This is a genomic window from Pseudarthrobacter sp. HLT1-7 (assembly GCF_059383435.1).
This window is the reverse complement of the sequence record NZ_JBWZCH010000009.1, coordinates 97,600-114,465: the sequence shown is the minus strand read 5'-3', so window position 1 is coordinate 114,465 and position 16,866 is coordinate 97,600. Positions and strand designations below refer to the sequence as shown.

General features: G+C 64.7%; 14 protein-coding genes. 9 read left to right on the top strand and 5 right to left on the bottom strand.

The features are described from left to right. Positions 1-161: 161 nt before the first annotated feature. From AC50X6_RS10910 to AC50X6_RS10870, 9 genes are all read left to right on the top strand, one after another. Positions 162-2,669 (top strand): heavy metal translocating P-type ATPase, encoded by a 2,508-nt coding sequence (locus tag AC50X6_RS10910; RefSeq protein WP_494966228.1) that lies wholly within the window; start codon positions 162-164, stop codon positions 2,667-2,669. 51 nt (positions 2,670-2,720) lie between these two features. Beyond that, on the top strand, positions 2,721-5,153 hold the full coding sequence (locus tag AC50X6_RS10905) for a phosphoketolase family protein (protein ID WP_494966227.1): 2,433 nt from the start codon (positions 2,721-2,723) through the stop codon (positions 5,151-5,153). Position 5,154: 1 nt separating this feature from the next. Continuing rightward, positions 5,155-8,418, top strand: a complete 3,264-nt coding sequence (locus AC50X6_RS10900) for a beta-phosphoglucomutase family hydrolase (RefSeq protein WP_494966226.1) — start codon at positions 5,155-5,157, stop codon at positions 8,416-8,418. After that, complete coding sequence (locus tag AC50X6_RS10895) at positions 8,411-9,475, top strand: type II glyceraldehyde-3-phosphate dehydrogenase (protein ID WP_494966225.1); 1,065 nt, start codon at positions 8,411-8,413, stop codon at positions 9,473-9,475. Before AC50X6_RS10900 ends, AC50X6_RS10895 begins: the two co-directional genes overlap by 8 nt. Next, positions 9,472-9,777 (top strand): DUF2933 domain-containing protein, encoded by a 306-nt coding sequence (locus tag AC50X6_RS10890; RefSeq protein ID WP_494966224.1) that lies wholly within the window; start codon positions 9,472-9,474, stop codon positions 9,775-9,777. Before AC50X6_RS10895 ends, AC50X6_RS10890 begins: the two co-directional genes overlap by 4 nt. Beyond that, the gene (locus AC50X6_RS10885; RefSeq protein ID WP_494966223.1) at positions 9,767-10,414 is read left to right on the top strand and encodes a methyltransferase family protein; all 648 of its coding nucleotides are present in this window, start codon (positions 9,767-9,769) and stop codon (positions 10,412-10,414) included. The genes AC50X6_RS10890 and AC50X6_RS10885 overlap by 11 nt, the downstream gene beginning before the upstream one ends. A gap of 44 nt (positions 10,415-10,458) precedes the next feature. Beyond that, positions 10,459-11,319 (top strand): DMT family transporter, encoded by an 861-nt coding sequence (locus AC50X6_RS10880; protein WP_494966222.1) that lies wholly within the window; start codon positions 10,459-10,461, stop codon positions 11,317-11,319. A gap of 100 nt (positions 11,320-11,419) precedes the next feature. Beyond that, positions 11,420-13,078 carry an ABC1 kinase family protein gene (locus AC50X6_RS10875; RefSeq protein ID WP_494966221.1) on the top strand — a complete coding sequence of 553 codons (1,659 nt, stop codon included), beginning with the start codon at positions 11,420-11,422 and terminating at the stop codon, positions 13,076-13,078. 175 nt (positions 13,079-13,253) lie between these two features. Further along, the gene (locus tag AC50X6_RS10870; protein ID WP_494966220.1) at positions 13,254-13,700 is read left to right on the top strand and encodes a hypothetical protein; all 447 of its coding nucleotides are present in this window, start codon (positions 13,254-13,256) and stop codon (positions 13,698-13,700) included. Between the two features lie 139 nt (positions 13,701-13,839). Here the strand turns inward: AC50X6_RS10870 and AC50X6_RS10865 are convergent, their stop codons facing one another. The 5 genes from AC50X6_RS10865 to AC50X6_RS10845 form a co-directional block, all read right to left on the bottom strand. After that, positions 13,840-14,022 (bottom strand): hypothetical protein, encoded by a 183-nt coding sequence (locus tag AC50X6_RS10865; protein ID WP_494966219.1) that lies wholly within the window; start codon positions 14,020-14,022, stop codon positions 13,840-13,842. Between the two features lie 44 nt (positions 14,023-14,066). Next, complete coding sequence (locus tag AC50X6_RS10860; protein WP_494966218.1) at positions 14,067-14,945, bottom strand: F510_1955 family glycosylhydrolase; 879 nt, start codon at positions 14,943-14,945, stop codon at positions 14,067-14,069. 68 nt (positions 14,946-15,013) lie between these two features. Next, positions 15,014-15,634 (bottom strand): DUF305 domain-containing protein, encoded by a 621-nt coding sequence (locus tag AC50X6_RS10855; RefSeq protein ID WP_494966217.1) that lies wholly within the window; start codon positions 15,632-15,634, stop codon positions 15,014-15,016. Between the two features lie 139 nt (positions 15,635-15,773). Further along, positions 15,774-16,268, bottom strand: a complete 495-nt coding sequence (locus AC50X6_RS10850; RefSeq protein WP_494966216.1) for a hypothetical protein — start codon at positions 16,266-16,268, stop codon at positions 15,774-15,776. Between the two features lie 102 nt (positions 16,269-16,370). Beyond that, entirely contained in the window at positions 16,371-16,631 is a 261-nt protein-coding gene (locus tag AC50X6_RS10845; RefSeq protein ID WP_494966215.1) for an SHOCT domain-containing protein, read from the bottom strand. Positions 16,632-16,866 lie beyond the last annotated feature (235 nt).

Genomic DNA, 16,866 nt, shown 5'->3' with positions numbered 1-16,866 from the left:
TACGTACTCCGGCGACAGCTGGACCGTCGGGCCAGACAAAACTCATTTCCAGGCCCACCACACCTCTGTTGCGCCCGGTGTGTGCGCCCTAGGAGCGACGACCGGACACTTTTTCAACCAGCAACTTCAACTACTAACGAGTCCCGAGAGGAATTTCCGGCATGAGTAATAGGACACAAATCGCGGTCATGGAGGTGGCAGGTGTTCACTGGGCCTCGTCCAAGAGCGTCGCTGAAGCCACGCTGTCGCGCCGGCCAGGCGTGCTCAGCGTGGAAGCGAATCCGGTCTCGCAGACGGCGAACGTCACGTTCGACCCGGCCAAGACCTCCATCGCGGACCTCACTACTTGGGTGCGAGACTGCGGCTACCACTGTTCCGGTCAGTCCGTGCCCAACCACATCTGTGATCCGATGCACGAAAGCGGTTCCGTGCCGTCGGTACGCCCCGGCCGCGGTGCCGCCGAGCGCCATCCGCCTGCCCCCGAAGGCCGCACCGGACCCGGGCCCGAAGACCACTCAGGTCATGAGGGTCATGAGGGTCATGGTGGCGGGGATGACGGCCATACCGCTCACCCCCAGCGCGCCCCCAGGGATGCCCAGGAAGTCATGGGCCACGGCGGCCACGGCGGCGACGGAATGTCGATGGAGTCGATGATCCGGGACATGCGGAACCGATTCGTTGTGGCAGCCGCACTGTCGGTGCCGATTACTCTCTGGTCACCGATCGGCAGGGATGTCTTCGGGTTCACGGTCCCGGCACCCTTCGGGTTGCGGGACGACGTCTTTGCCTTGATTCTGTCCGTGCCGGTCATTTTCTATGCGGGCTGGATCTTCTTCGACGGCGCCTATCGGGCGCTGCGTGCCCGGACACTGGACATGATGGTCCTCGTCGCGGTGGGTGTCGGGGCTGGCTGGGTTTACAGCTTGGTCGTCACCGTGACCGGCGGCGGCGAAGTCTTCTACGAGGCCGCCACCGTTCTGGCCAGCTTCGTCCTATTGGGGCACTGGTTTGAGATGCGTGCACGGGGCGGGGCGAACGACGCGATCCGGACGCTGTTGGAACTGGCGCCGGCCAAGGCGGTGGTGATCCGGGACGGGGAACCGGTGGAAGTTCCCACCTCCGATATCGTGCCCGGGGACCTGCTGCTGGTGCGCCCGGGGTCCAAAATCCCCACAGACGGAACCGTTGAAGACGGCGAATCCGATATCGATGAATCTATGGTCACCGGAGAGAGTCTCCCCGTTGCCAAGACCGTTGGCTCCAAAGTCACCGGCGCCACCGTCAACACCACCGGAACCCTGAGGGTTCGCGCCACCAAGGTCGGCGCCGACACGGCACTGGCACAGATCGTCGCGCTGGTCCAGGAAGCCCAGAACTCCAAGGCTCCGGGGCAGCGGCTGGCTGACCGGGCGGCGTTCTGGCTCGTCTTTGTCGCGCTCATCGGCGGCAGTGCCACCTTCGCCGTGTGGCTGCTGACCGGCGCAAGCTTCCAGACGGCGCTGCTCTTTGCCATCACCGTGGTGGTTGTCACGTGCCCCGACGCGCTGGGCCTGGCCACACCCACGGCCATCATGGTCGGCACCGGTCTGGGGGCCAAGCGGGGCATTTTGTTCAAGAACGCCACGGCCCTGGAAACGGCTGCCCGTATCGAAGCCGTTGTCATGGACAAGACCGGCACCCTGACCCAGGGCAAGCCGGAAGTCACCGACTTCATCGCCGTCGGCATTGACGAGGATGAACTGCTGGCTCTCGTGGCCGCCGTGGAACGGGAGTCCGAGCATCCCCTCGCCGCCGCCGTTGTCAATTATGCGAAGAGCAGGGGTGTGCCCACCCTGGCTGCAACGGCGTTCCGCAATGTTCCCGGACACGGCGCCGGAGCGACGGTCCGGGGACGCCAGGTGTTTGTGGGCAACCGCAAGCTTTTGGCCGCCCAGGGCATTGACATCGGCCCTGTGGCCGACCAACGCCAGGAACTGGCGTCAACGGGGCGAACGGCGGTCCTGGTTGCCGTGGACGGCAGGGCGGCAGGAGTCATCGCCCTTGCCGACGCAGTCCGCGCGACGGCAGCTGCGGCGGTCGCGGCGATGCACGAAGCCGGCATCGAAGTCATCATGCTCACCGGGGACAATGAGGCAACCGCCCAGCGCATCGCCTCGCAATTGAACATCGACACGGTCATCGCCGAGGTGCTGCCCGGTGACAAGACAGCAAAGATCGCAGAACTGCAAGCCGCGGGCAAGCGGGTCGCCATGGTCGGGGACGGCGTCAACGACGCCCCTGCCCTGGCACAGGCTGACCTGGGCATCGCGATCGGCGCGGGAACAGATGTGGCGATCGAGACCGCCGACGTGGTCCTGATGCGCTCTGATCCGCTGGATGTTCCCGTCGCCCTGCGCATCGGCAAAGGCACCCTGCGCAAGATGCGCCAGAACCTGGGGTGGGCCATCGGCTACAACGTCATCGCCCTGCCCATCGCTGCCGGCGTCTTCTTCGCCTCACTGGGCATCAGGCTCAGCCCGGAAATAGCCGCGATCTCGATGTCCGGCTCCAGCGTCATTGTCGCCGTCAACGCCCTGCTGCTCAAGCGCCTGCGCCTTCCGGAGCCCGGCGAGGCCACCGGACGCACTGTCAAAACCGAACCCGCCCCGGAGCCAAGCGACGTCCGTTAAACGCCGCCCGGCGGCCCGTCCCCCTTACTCTCAAAGACAGACAGGACCTCCATGACAAACCATCAGCTGCCGCAGACCCGGGAACCCGCCCTCAGCCCGGACCAGCTGCACCGCGTCCATGCCTGGTGGCGGGCCGCAAACTACCTCTCCGTCGGTCAGATCTACCTCATGGACAACCCGCTTTTGCGCGAACCGCTCCTGCCGGAGCACATCAAGCCGCGGCTGCTGGGGCACTGGGGCACCACCCCGGGCCTGAATTTCATCTACGCCCATCTGAACCGGACCATCATGGAACGGGACCTGGACATGATCTACATCATGGGCCCCGGCCACGGCGGACCCGGTCCGGTGGCGTCGGCCTGGCTGGAAGGCACCTACAGCGAGACGTACCCAAATATTTCCCTGGACCTCCAGGGGATGAAGCGGCTGTTCCGCCAGTTCTCTTTTCCCGGCGGCATCCCCAGCCATGTGGCCCCGGAGACACCGGGGTCCATCCACGAGGGCGGGGAGCTCGGATACGCGCTCTCGCACGCCTACGGCGCAGCATTCGATAACCCGGGCCTCATCGTGGCGGCCATCATCGGTGATGGCGAAGCAGAGACGGGCCCGCTGGCCGCCAGCTGGCACTCCAACAAGTTCGTGAACCCCGGCCGGGACGGCACCGTCCTGCCGATCCTGCACCTGAACGGCTACAAAATCGCCAACCCCACGGTCCTGGACCGGATCAGCCATGGCGAACTGGACTCGCTGTTGCGCGGGTACGGCCACACACCGTACTACGTGGAAGGTTCCGACCCGGAACAGATGCACCAGGACTTCGCCCGGACCCTGGATACCTGCCTGGAGGAGATTCGCGAGATCAAGCGCAGCGCGCGTGAGGACGGCCGGACGGAACGGCCCCGCTGGCCCATGATCGTCCTGCGCTCCCCGAAGGGCTGGACTGGACCGGTTGAAGTGGACGGGTTGAAGGTGGAGGGAAGCTGGCGTTCGCACCAGGTGCCCTTCACCCAGGCCCGCGAAAACGACAGCCACCGTGCCGTGCTGGAACAGTGGCTGCGCAGCTACCGCCCCGAGGAACTCTTCGACGACGACGGGGTGCCGGTGGCCGCTGTCCGCGGGTTGCATCCGGTCGGGGAGCGGCGCATGAGCGCGAACCCGCACGCGAATGGCGGCCTGTTGCTGCGCGACCTGCGCATGCCCGAATTTGCCGACTATGCCGTGCCCGTCGCCTTTCCGGGCACCGGTGCCGTGGAATCCACCCGGGTGCTGGGGACGTTCCTTCGGGACATCATGGCAGCGAACATGGATAGTTTCCGGGTCTTCGCCCCGGACGAAAACAACTCCAACCGGCTGGGGGCTATATTCGATGCGACAGACCGGGCCTGGAATGCCCGGACCGTTCCAGAGGACGACCATCTGGCCCGCGACGGTCGGGTCATGGAAATCCTCTCCGAACACACCTGCCAGGGCTGGCTGGAAGGCTACCTGCTCTCCGGCCGGCATGGATTCTTTTCCTGCTACGAGGCGTTCATCCACATCGTCGACTCGATGTTCAACCAGCACGCCAAGTGGCTGACCACGACCAACGACATCCCGTGGCGCCGGCCGGTAGCTTCCCTGAATTACCTGCTGACCTCGCATGTGTGGCGGCAGGACAACAACGGGTTCTCGCACCAGGACCCGGGGTTCATCGACCATGTGATCAACAAGAAGACCGACGTCATCCGCGTCTATCTGCCACCGGACGCCAACACACTCCTGTCTGTGGCCGATCACTGCCTGCGCAGCCGCCAGTATGTCAATGTCATTGTCGCCGGCAAGCAGCCGCAACTGCAGTTCCTGGACATGGAGCAGGCGATCGTGCACTGCACCAAAGGCATCGGGATCTGGGACTGGGCCAGTTCGGATGCGGACGGGGAACCCGACGTGGTCATGGGTTGTGCCGGCGACGTGCCCACAATGGAGACCCTGGCCGCCGTCGACATCCTCCGCGGGCGATTCCCGGATCTGAGGATCCGGGTGGTTAACGTGGTTGACCTCATGCGCCTGCAGGATGACACGGAACATCCCCATGGCCTGTCCGGGCGGGACTTCGACGCCCTGTTCACCACGGATAAACCGGTGATCTTCGCCTACCACGGCTACCCGTGGCTGATCCACCGCCTCACGTACCGCCGGACCAACCACGGCAACATCCACGTCCGCGGCTACAAGGAGGAAGGCACCACCACCACGCCGTTCGATATGTGCGTGCTCAACCAGCTCGACCGGTTCACCTTGGCCATCGACGTCATCGACCGCGTGCCCCGGCTGAAGGACGTTTCAGCGCATGTCCGTGAGGAGCTCAAGAACAAGCTCATCGAGCACCGCCAGTACATCCGCACCCACGGCGAAGACATGCCGGAGATCCGGAACTGGGAGTGGACGTCCGGAGCCGGTACCGGTAACCAGCCTGCGGATGAGGCAACGAAGGAACCCGCTTAGCATGGCAAAGGTCCATACGGGCGGCAGCCGCCCCGTCAGTGTTTCCCGGCATGGCGCAGAACTGCCGTATCGGGCGGTGCTGTTCGACATGGACGGGGTTGTCACGCAGACCGCCGCCTTGCACGCGGCAGCCTGGAAGCAGCTCTTCGACTCCGTCCTTCAGGATCCCCGGCTCGCCGGGGGTCCAAGGACAGATCCGTTCGACGAGGATGCGGATTACCGGCGGTACGTCGACGGCCGGCAGCGCGAGGACGGAGTCACCGCATTCCTGGCCTCCCGCGGCACCCGGGTTCCAGCCGGGAGCCCCGACGACGGGCCGGACACCTGGTCCGTCCATGGACTCGGCGCCCGCAAGAATGCCCTGTTTCTGGAAGCCGTGGCCCGCAGCGGCATCCAGGCCTACCCGGGGACTACCGCCCTGCTGGTCCGTCTGCGTGCAGCAGGCATCCCCGTGGGCCTTGTCACCGCCAGCCGCAACGCCCGCGCCCTGCTGAAGGCTGCCGGCCTTGAGACCGAATTCGACGTCATCGTCGACGGGCAGACCGCCGCGGAACAAGGCCTTCGGGGCAAGCCCGACCCTGCCATGTTCCTTGAGGCGGCCCGCCGGCTCGGCGTGGCACCCCGGCAGGCCGCGGTGGTCGAGGACGCCGCCGCCGGTGTTCAGGCCGCATGCCGCGGCGGCTTCGGGCTGGTGGTCGGCATCGACCGCACGGGGCAACGGGAACAGCTGGAGCTAGCCGGCGCCGACATCGTCCTCGGCGACGTCGCTGAGTTGGATTTGGGGGTCTCACGTACCGACCCCTGGACGCTGGTCTACGCAGGGTTTGATTCTGCCCACGAAGGCCACCGGGAGGCGCTGACCGCTCTGGGCAACGGGTACATGGCCACCCGCGGTAGTCAGCCGGAGCACCGTGACGACGGCGTCCACTATCCCGGCACCTATCTGGCCGGGGTCTACAACCGGACGATAAACACTATTCACGGCCGCGACCTGGAGGAAGAGCATCTGGTCAACGTCCCTAATTGGTTGCCGGTGGACGTGCGCATCGGCGCCGGGCCGTGGTGGTCAACGGGGGAGATCCCTGTCAGCGATGAGCGAAGCGAGCTCGATCTGCGCCGGGGCGTGTTGACTCGCCGCGTTACCCTCGCGGGCCCGGACGGCGGGCAGCTCACCGTCGTGCAGCGGCGGCTGGTCTCCATGCACGATCCCCATCTCGCTGCGCTGGAGACGACCCTGACCGCCTCCGGTTTCAGCGGAACCGTGGGCATCCGGGAGGGCATCGATGCCGGGGTGGCCAACACCAATGTCCGCGACTATGCCGGAACCGGCCAGCGGCACCTGACCGATCCTGAATTCGCCGAGGTGGACGGCGGCACCGTGCTGTGCGTCGTCCAGACCAGCCAGAGCAGGATACGGATCGCCCTCGCTGTCCGGACGGTGTTCGACGGTGTCCCGGCGGTAACGCCCCGGCATGCCGAGAGCGACCGCAGACGGCACCGGCGGCAGTTCGAGCTCCGGCTGACCGACGGACAGCCGGTCACCGTCACTAGGACCGCGTCGATGGCAACGTCCCGCGACGTTGCCATCTCCTCGCCTGAGGCCGCGGCCCTGGCAAGGCTTTCCCGCGTTGACACGGGCTTCGCCGAACTGTTCAACGACCACGAGGCGGCCTGGCGGCGCTTATGGGAGCGGTTCGGGATCAGCCTCGGCGGTGACCAGCAGTCCCAGCTGGTGCTCAACCTGCATGTGTTCCACCTGCTGCAGACGATCTCCGTGCATACCGCAGCCCTGGACGCCGGAGTGCCGGCCCGGGGCCTGCACGGGGAAGGCTACCGCGGTCACGTCTTCTGGGACGAACTCTTCATCTTCCCCGTGATCGGGCTCCGCCTTCCTGACATCAGCCGGGCGCTCCTGGAGTACCGCTGGCGCAGGCTGGATGCTGCGCGGGGCGCCGCACGCGCGCAAGGCCTCCAGGGGGCGCTCTTCCCCTGGCAGAGTGGCAGCGACGGACGGGAGGAGACGCCCCGCCAGCTCTACAACGCCCGGTCCGCCCGGTGGATGCCGGACAACTCCAGCCGCCAGCGCCACGTCGGACTCGCCATTGCCTACAACGCCTGGCAGCACTTCCAGGCCACGGGGGACCGGGACTGGCTGACGGCCCGCGGCGGGGAACTGATCATCGAAGTGACCAGGACGTTCGCCTCGCTGGCCACCTATGATCCGGTGCAGGACAGGTTCCACCTGTCAGGGGTGATGGGGCCCGACGAGTACCACGACGGGTACCCGGACACGCCCGGGACCGGCCTGCGAGACAACGCGTACACGAACGTGCTTCTCTCCTGGCTGTGCCAGCGCGCCGCCGATGTGCTGCGGGAACTTAAGGGCCATCCCGGCGATGACCTCATTGACCGGCTGCAGGTCACCGACGATGAAATCAGCCACTGGTCCAGGATGAGCTGCAGGCTCGCCGTGCCGTTCCATGCCGACGGGGTTCTCAGCCAGTTCGACGGATACGAAGACCTGGCAGAACTGGATTGGCCGCACTACCGTGCGACATACGGCAACATCGGGCGGCTCGATCTGATCCTCGAAGCCGAAAACGATGCCACCAACTGCTACAAACTCGCCAAGCAGGCTGACGTCCTGATGCTGATCTACCTGCTGGGACCCGCTGGCGTGATCAGGCAGCTGCACCAGCTCGGCTATCAGTTCGCGGAGCCTGACCTGGAGCGCACCGTGGAGTACTATCTGGCGCGAACCGCCAACGGATCGACGCTCAGCCGCGTGGTGCATGCCTCGGTACTCGCCCGGATTGATGAATCCCGGGCCTGGCAGGTCTTCCGTGAGGCCCTGGTTACCGACCTGGACGATACCCAGGGAGGTACCACCCGGGAAGGCATCCATCTGGGCGCCATGTCCGGGACGGTCGACGCCGTCGTCCGGGCTTTTGCCGGACTGCAGACAGAGGCCGACGCGCTGACCTTTTCCCCCCGGCTCCCCGCCCCGCTGGGAAGTGCCGGGTTTCAGATCCGGTACCGGGGCCACCGCATCGATGTGTTCCTGAGCGTGGACACCCTCCGGATCCAGCTGCAGCCCTGCAGCGCACCGGCTGTGCGGATCGGTGTCGAAGGAATCTATGTGCAGCTCGCCGGCGGGGAAGACATGGACTTCCCCCTGGTACCGAAGACTCCAAAATCAATCGGGGCCGGGAACGGCCATCGAGAAAACAACGCAACCGCACGTGGGAGGCATACCAATGAGTAAGACCAGAGTGGCTGTCATCGGATACGGAGTCATCGGCAAGCGGGTAGCGGACGCGGTCCTGTTGCAGCCGGACATGGAACTGATCGGCGTCGCCGACATCGTCACCGACTGGCGGATCCGGTCGGTCGCGGGACGATTTCCGCTGTACGCATCCACCGCCGAAGCGCAGGACGCCATGCGGCAGGCGGGCCTGAGCATCGCCGGCGGCATGGACGAACTGCTGGCGCAGGTGGACGTCGTCGTCGATGCGACCCCCAAACATGTGGCGGCCGGCAACCTGCCCCGCTACCGGGCGGCAGGTGTGAAAGTCGTCCTGCAGGGCGGTGAATCCCATGACACCACAGGGCATTCATTCGTGGCACAGGCCAACTATGGCAGCGCACTGGGCCGGGACATGACCCGGGTCGTCTCGTGCAACACGACCAGCATTGTCAGAGTTCTCGGCGCGCTGCAGGACGCGGGCCTGCTGGCCAAGGCCCGCGGAGTCCTGATCCGCCGTGCCACCGACCCCTGGGAATCTCATCTCGGCGGGATCATGAACACGATGGTCCCGGAACCGAAAATACCGTCCCACCAGGGCCCTGATGCCCGGACCGTCCTGCCCGACCTCGACGTCGTCACGATCGCAGCCAAAGGTGCCCACACCCAGACGCATAACCATTACTGGACACTCCAGCTCACCCGTGCCGCCAGCCGGGAGGAGGTCCTGGCGGCCCTGCGGGCCGCACCGCGGATTGCGTTCATCCGGATGGCTGACGGGCTCGTCGCGCTGAACTCGACCATCGAACTGATGAAGGATCTCGGCCGGCCACGCGGGGACATGTGGGAGGTCGCAGTCTGGGAGGAACTGGTCACCGTCGAAGGTGACGAGGCCTTCCTGACCTACCAGGTCTACAACGAGGCAATCGTCGTGCCCGAAACCATCGACGCCATCCGCGCACTGACCGGGTCCGCCCCGGACGCAGCGACATCGATGGCAATGACCGACTCAACTCTGGGCATGAGGCAGGACTTCCTTGCCGAGCATCTGCCTGTCCGGCCGGGAGGGCAGCCATGAACCACAACGAACACCCGGGGGGCGGCAGCCAGGGAGTGCCGCATCCTCCCGAGCAGCACGTTACCGGCCGCAGTGCCCAGTATCTGCGTGGCGGGATGACGGTCCTGATTATCATCGCCGTGGTCTACCTGCTGACCAGCCACTGGCTGCATGTGCTGGATGCACTGCCCTACGTTTTCGTGGTGGGGATGCTCGCAATGCACCTGTTTGGTCATGGCGGTCATGGCGGTCATGGCGGACATGGCGGACATGGCGGCAGCCACGGTGGAACTGACGAACGGAGTGCGGCCATTGGCAAGTGACTACGGGTACAACCTTTGGTTCCTGGTGATTCTGAACTCCGCAATTTTCATTGTTTTCGCGTTCAGTTTCGTCAAACCCCGAACCAAACTGGACTGGCGGGCCTTCGGGGGGTTCTCCGCGTTCATCGTCGCGTTGTTCACGGAGATGTACGGGTTTCCGCTGACCATCTATTTCATCTCCGGCTGGCTGGGCAACCAATTCCCGAATCTGGGTCTCCTGACCCATAATTCCGGACACCTGTGGCAGGACCTGATGGGATGGCAGGGCGATCCGCATCTGAACCCCCTGCACCTGCTGAGCAATGTACTCATCGCGGCGGGCTTCATCCTGCTCTACCAGGCATGGAAGGTCCTGTATGCGGCGCAGAAAGAGCGCCGGCTGGCAGTCAGCGGTGTCTACGCCCGGCTCCGCCACCCGCAGTACCTGGGATTCCTGACGATCATGTTCGGGTTCCTGCTGCAGTGGCCAACCCTCCTGACCCTGATCATGTTCCCGATCCTGGTTGTGGTCTACCACCGCCTTGCCAAACATGAGGAGCAGAACATGACCGCCGAATTCGGGGAAACGTACCTCGACTACGCGGGAAGGGTTCCGGCCTTCATTCCGAAGCGCCGGAACAAACGTCCCGTGCCTTGAGCGCATCCGGACCATCCCCGCTGCGTCGCCCCAAGCCCCTGCGCATGTTATGGATCACATTCGCCTGGGGCTCCTGCTTTCTGGCGATCAGCGTGGGTCTACAGGATGCCCCGCTGTTGTGGTTCGCCGCCCTGCGAGCGCTCATAGCCGGCGGTGCACTCCTCACGGCAGCGGGTTTCCGGCGGGAACCGGTGCCGCGCGGGACACAGACCTGGATTTTGATAACAGTGATGGGAGTTGTCAATGTCTCAGTGGCATTTGCTGCCATGTTCGGTGGTCTGGCCGGTCTCTCGACAGGAGCCGCCTCAGTCCTGGCCAACGCCCAGCCGCTGCTCATAGTGCTTCCGGCCTGGTGGATATACAAGGAACGCATCTCGGCGCGGACGCTGGCCGCGCTGGTTGCAGGCTTCACCGGGCTGATGGCTGTGGCCCTGCCTGGCGGCACGGGCACGGGCGCATGGCTTTCTATCACCGCGGCTCTGGCGATCACCGCAGGAACTCTGATTTCGCGGCAGGTCAAGGCCGCTGTTTTGCCGGTGATTGGCTGGCATTTCCTGATTGGCGGCGTCATACTAGCCCTCGTTGCCGGGCTGACAGAGGGGGCGCCTGCAATCAACTGGAGTGCGCGTTTCATCGGCATTCTCCTGTACGTATCCCTCGTGGGCACCGCGGCAGCTTTTCTCGGTTGGTTCATGGAAGTCCGGGACTGCCGCCTGGACGCGGTCTCAGCATGGACGTTCCTGGTGCCGGTGTTCGGCATCCTGTTGTCGATAGTCGTCCTGGGGGAGCGCCAGACCTTCTGGAGCATGGCCGGCATGGCCCTGGTCGTCGTGGCCATGCTTGCCCTCGTGCTGCCGGGAAGAAAACGTATCGTGCAGGGACCCGGAAAATTCTCCAGACCTTAAACCACCGTCCGGGTGTATGCAATGCCCGATTCAGTGTCAGGACGCACACGGCGTGGGTCTTCGGAACGTCCATCCTTCAAGGAAAAGTCAGGAATATGCAATGAAGCTTCATGTCCACCGCTATCAGCAGATCAGCGAGGTACTGGCCCGGCACGGGCTGGGATTCCTGGTGGGTATCACTGGACTGGAGCGGTGGGTCCCGTTCCACCATGGGCTCATGGGCCATGAACGCAGGACCCAGCCCTACACGAATCCGGACCACCTGCGGTTGGCCCTCGAGGAGCTGGGACCAACGTTTATCAAACTCGGCCAGCTCCTATCCACCCGCCCTGACCTCTTGCCGCCCCCCTACCAGACGGAGCTGGCTAAACTCCAGGACGCTGCCCCGCCGGTGGCAGGGGCAACGATCCGTCGGCTGATCCGCGAAGAGCTCGGGGCCGAGCCGGACGAAGTGTTTGCGGACTTCACGCTCGAACCTTTGGCGAGTGCCTCGATCGGTCAGGCCCATGCAGCAACTCTCCACGACGGAACACCGGTCGTTGTCAAAGTCAGGCGGCCCGACGTCATTCCCACGATCGAGGCTGACCTGGACATTCTGCAGAACCTCGCCGTCCAGATCAGCCGCCGCTGGGACGCGGCGGCTGACTATAATCTCCCAGGCATAGCCGCGGAGTTCGCACAGACGCTGAGGGCTGAACTCGACTATCTGCAGGAAGGCCGCAATGCGGAGCGGTTCGCCCACAACTTTGCTGCCGATCGCGGTGTTCACATTCCACGCGTCTTTTGGGAGACCAGTACGTCCCGGGTCCTGACGCTGGAGCGAATCGTCGGGCTGAAAGTCAATGACCTCGAGGCGTTGGACCGTTCAGGGATTGACCGTGCGGCGCTGGCCGTCCGGTCCGCCGGGACGGCAGTCAAAATGGTCTTTGAGGATGGGTTCTTCCATGCGGATCCGCATCCCGGCAACCTGTTCATCGAACCCGGCGGTCGCATCGGTCTCATCGACTTCGGCATGGTTGGTGAGGTGAACGACGTGCTGCGCGGCCAGCTCGACGTCCTGCTGAGTGCAGTGGCCCGCAATGACCCGGACCGTCTCGGGTCCGCTTTGCTGAATCTTTCCGTGACGCGGCAGCCTGTGGACCGGAGCCTGCTGCGCGCGGACATGACCCGGTTTATTGCCCTTTACGAGGGCCGCCAGCTAAGTCAGATCGAGATCGGGCCGCTGATCGTCCAGGCCCTCGCGCTGATGCGCACCCACCATCTGCAGATGCCGCAGGAACTTGCGAAGCTGGTGAAGATGATGATCATGGCCGAAGGAATCGGGGTTGAATTGGACCCCCGCTTCACCCTGAGCGAGGTCCTGGCACCCCATGCGAAGAAGCTGTTGGTCAGCCGCTTCTCGCCGCAGGCACTGGCCAGGCGCATGGCCGCAGCCGGTGCTGACGCAGCAGAACTGGCCGTGGACCTGCCGGACGTACTCCGCCGGGTGGTGGATAACCTCGACACCGGCTTGGAAGTCCACTTACGGGCCGCGGAGCTTGAACCCTTGGTCGGGCGGATGGAACGCGTCGGTAACCGCCTGGTGGCAGGCATGATTTCGGCAGCCCTAATCGGAGGCGTGGGAGCACTGGCGGCGGGGGACAGGGACCGCTGGGGCAGCTGGGAGAAACCGTTGATGAGGGCCGGGCTCGGTGCAGGCGGTGCGCTTGGCGCGTATCTGATCTGGACGTCACGGCATACCGGGGGTTCACACCAATGAGCGGACAACACTTCATATGCCGCTGCCGCGCCGGCAACGGACCAATGCCCCCGGCGGTATCGGGCCGGACGGTTCCTTCGGCCAGCCGGCCCCTTCCAGTCCAGCAAATGGATGTTCTGAGCGGCCTTAGACTGGCCTCAAAGTTCACTACGGACGAGCGAACGGACTGGACAGCATGACGGATAATCATTCACATCATTTGCATGAGTCTGGCGTCTCGAACTCCGGCATTGATGCCGATCCGACGGAACAACGGACGTGGCGCGGTTCGCTGCAGGCCCTTTGGCATTCTGTCGTCGCAGTCATGGGATTCGTCGTCGGCCTCCTGCCGCACGTCCTGCATCACGTCGGGATTCTCGCCGGCACGGCGCTGGTCGCTGGTTCGGGCGGCACCGCATTGTTCGGCGCGCTGGGTCTACTCGGTTCAATCCCGCTGCTCCTGCGCCTGTACCGGCGCTTCGGGACGTGGGTCGCGCCCGCAATCGGGCTGTTGATCTTCTCCGCAATGTTCGCGCTGTCCGCATTCGTAGTCGGCCCAGCGATCAGTGGCACCGGGGGCGACCTGAGCCCCGGGCCGGTACCGGGCGTGGACCACCCAACTGATCACCCATCGGGTCACTAGTCGTTTCCTGGCCGCGCTACGGTCCTGCCCATGGACGTCACCCGTTACTCACCCTTGGGGCGGGACAGGCTTTGGTTCAGACCCTTTGTGCTGCCAGACGACGTCGCGGCCGCGAGCCTGGCCCTTCCGGTCATCTTTACTATGTAGAGGTCGTCTTCGATGCTGCCCGGCGGCCGCTGAAAGTCCGCACGCCGGACATGGTGGTGTCCGTGACCAGATACACGGCGGCAGTATCGATCTGGACATCGACGACGGCCCCGGTGACCGGGGTGACGACCAGAGATGATCGCTGCCTGCCAGGACCGTCGGGGATTGAGGTCATGGCGTGCGTCTGGTCGTTGGTGTCCCGACTCTCTGGTATCCGGATCAGCCTGGCCGATACTGCGAAAAGGTCGCTCCGCCGTCGGTGGATGCCTCGACGCCGTCCGCGGTGGCTGCCCAGATCCGGAGGGTGCCGTCGGCGCTCTTGACTGCCGCAATTGCCTGCACGCCGCCGCTGATCCGACCCATGGCGGACCACGTCTCCCCGCTGTCGGCGGACACATGCACGCTGCCGTCGGGCTGGACCCCGACGACGTCGTTGCTGCTGGCAAACGCCGCGAACTGGACTACCGGAGCTGCCGTGTTCAGGACCCAGGTGCTTCCGGCATCGGTGGATCGTTGCAGGCCCTGGGCCGTGGTTGCCAGGACAGTGTCGCTGAGCGCGTGCCCTGCCAAAGCCGCTGGCTTAAACCCTGCTGCTACCGCTTTCCAGTCTTTTCCGTCCGGGCTGGTCAGCAGCATTCCGTCGAAGGCGACGATGCCGCTTTTCGTCGCCGCAAGTGCGTGAAAATCGGACTCGCCCTGCCGCGACAGCTGCTGCCAGGTAGTGCCGCCGTCGTCTGATCTGATCAGGCCGAGCGGGTTTGGCAGTGTGGACCCTTGTCCGGGATGTCCCGAGGCGTAAAAAATGCCGTGGTCAGATCCGGAGGTGAAACCCATCAGATCATTGCTCGGGCCGAGTTTCGTGGCCGGTGTGCGCGAAATGTCGAACAGGCCCTCGTGAGTTGCCATCAGCAGCTGCCCGGTCTTCTCGTTTGCAGCCATGCCGTGGATGTGTGCGCTGGGCAGATCTGTCGGGGCATCTCGCCCGGCAGACCCCGAGACTTCCGCGGTTGTCGGCGTGCAAGCAGCAAGAGAGAGCAACACCCCAGCGGCGGCAAGGATGCTCGCGTCCCGGGCCCGGGACGTGGAAGAACGAAGCATGGGAACTCCTAGTATGAGTAATCCGGGTAGGCCCCGGTCCCCGCAGAGGACCGGGGCCAGGCAGTTGCCTAGAGGCCGGCGAGCAGGCCTTTCATCTCCTGGATCTCGGCTTCCTGGGACGTCACGATGGCTTTGCTGAGGTTGACGGCGTCGGGGTTCTTGCCCTGGCTGCTTTCCGTCTTGGCCATCATCACCGCCCCTTCATGGTGGGCGATCATCTGGCTCAGGAAAAGCTTGGCTGCGTCGGTTCCCTGCGCGGCGTCCAGCTTCTTCAGGTCATCGTCGCCCATCATTCCGTCTCCCATGCCGTGGCCGCTGGCCATTTGGTTGGGTTCATTCCAGCTCTTCAGCCATCCGGTCATTTGCTCAATTTCGGGCGCCTGGGCGGCTTTGATCTTGGTGGCGAGGGTAATGATCCGGGCGTCGAGTCCCTGCTTCTTGAGGATCATGTTGCTCATCTCGACGGCCTGGGTGTGGTGCGGGATCATGCCTTGGGTGAACATAGTGTCTGCCGCGTTGTGGTCGGCGGAGGCAGAGTTCGAGGACATGCCCATACTGCCTTGGTTCATGCCGGGCACGGTGTTGGTGGTCATGGTGTTTGTGGGCGTGGTGCCGGTGGTGCCGGCACAGCCTGCGAGGGCAATTGCGGCCGCGATGCCCACGGCAGAGAGTGTCAGGTTGTTCTTCATAAGATTCTCGGTCCTTAATCAGCGTTCCTGCCCGGCGTTCTCAAACGACGGCAGGGCGCCCATGCCGGTCGAACCGGCAAATGGGCATGGAAAAATGGAGTAAGTCGGGGCGCCGGGGACGGACACGGCCTGCCCCTTCTTACGTGCGGCTGATTGAGAGTTCCTCCGGTGAAGGACTGGCGGGAAGATACGGATAGGGCTCAGAAGTTCCGGCCGGAGGTGTTACCGGCGGGTCCGCTGAGAGTGCCGCGGTCCCGGCTGGGGGCGCAGCCAGCGACGCCGCCGCTGCCGACGGGATACAGACCGAATGCAATGACGCCACGTCCGTGCAGTTCGACCGGCATTCACAGCCTGCGGAAGGTGCAAGGGATGCGCCGGTGGCCGCGGGTTGGGCGACGGCGCCGGGTGCGGTGTGGCCGGCAGGATGCGGTGGGTTGATTTCCCGGTGGGTTGCGACGTACCCGGTGGCCGTCCGGAAGGTTTCCGCCGCGGACGAGGACGCCGTAGACGCGTGGGCGGCGTGCATCCCGGTAATGACGTGCATGCCAAGGAATCCGGCAATGATGGCGAGCAGCCCGGCCAGCAGGAGGCCACGGCGGAGGACAGTGACGGCATGTCCTGCAAAGGCGGCCAACGGTTTCCCTCCGTGATTTCGTTCGGAACTCGATGACAGTTTATGCCTTTTGTCTGGGGGTTTGCTGGCCGGGGGTTACGCAGCCGTTTGGGCGCGCACAAATCAGTGGTCCTCGCCGAGAACCCTTGACTGTTCGCGGTATTGGTCCACTGTGAGCTCACCCCGGGCGAAGCGTTCATCGAGGATCTGGCGGGCCCTGCCCTTCCCCCCGTACGGTCCGGGCGGCCCGTAACCGCCCCCATGGCTCCCCCCGCCCGGAAACAGGCGCACCGCTACCAGAACGAGCACCGCAATTCCAACGATCAGGAGCAGGCCCCACAGCCACATCCACCAGCCCATGTCCATCCCGTAACCCCACATCATGACAGGCCCCTTTCAGATAAGGCTGTTGTTGACTCGATTTTCAGCCGGGATTGGCCGGAGCGGTAGAGCCGGAAGTCCTCCAAAGCGCGTGCGGCGCCGGCGGGCGGTGATTCCTGGACTCGCCCAAAAAGATGGCTAACACACCTGCTGGCGCAGCCCTGGACAGCGGCACTGTCTGGCGAGGCTCACTGTCGTGGCTTCTCCGTAGCTTCATTCGTCATGATCGGCTCCCTCA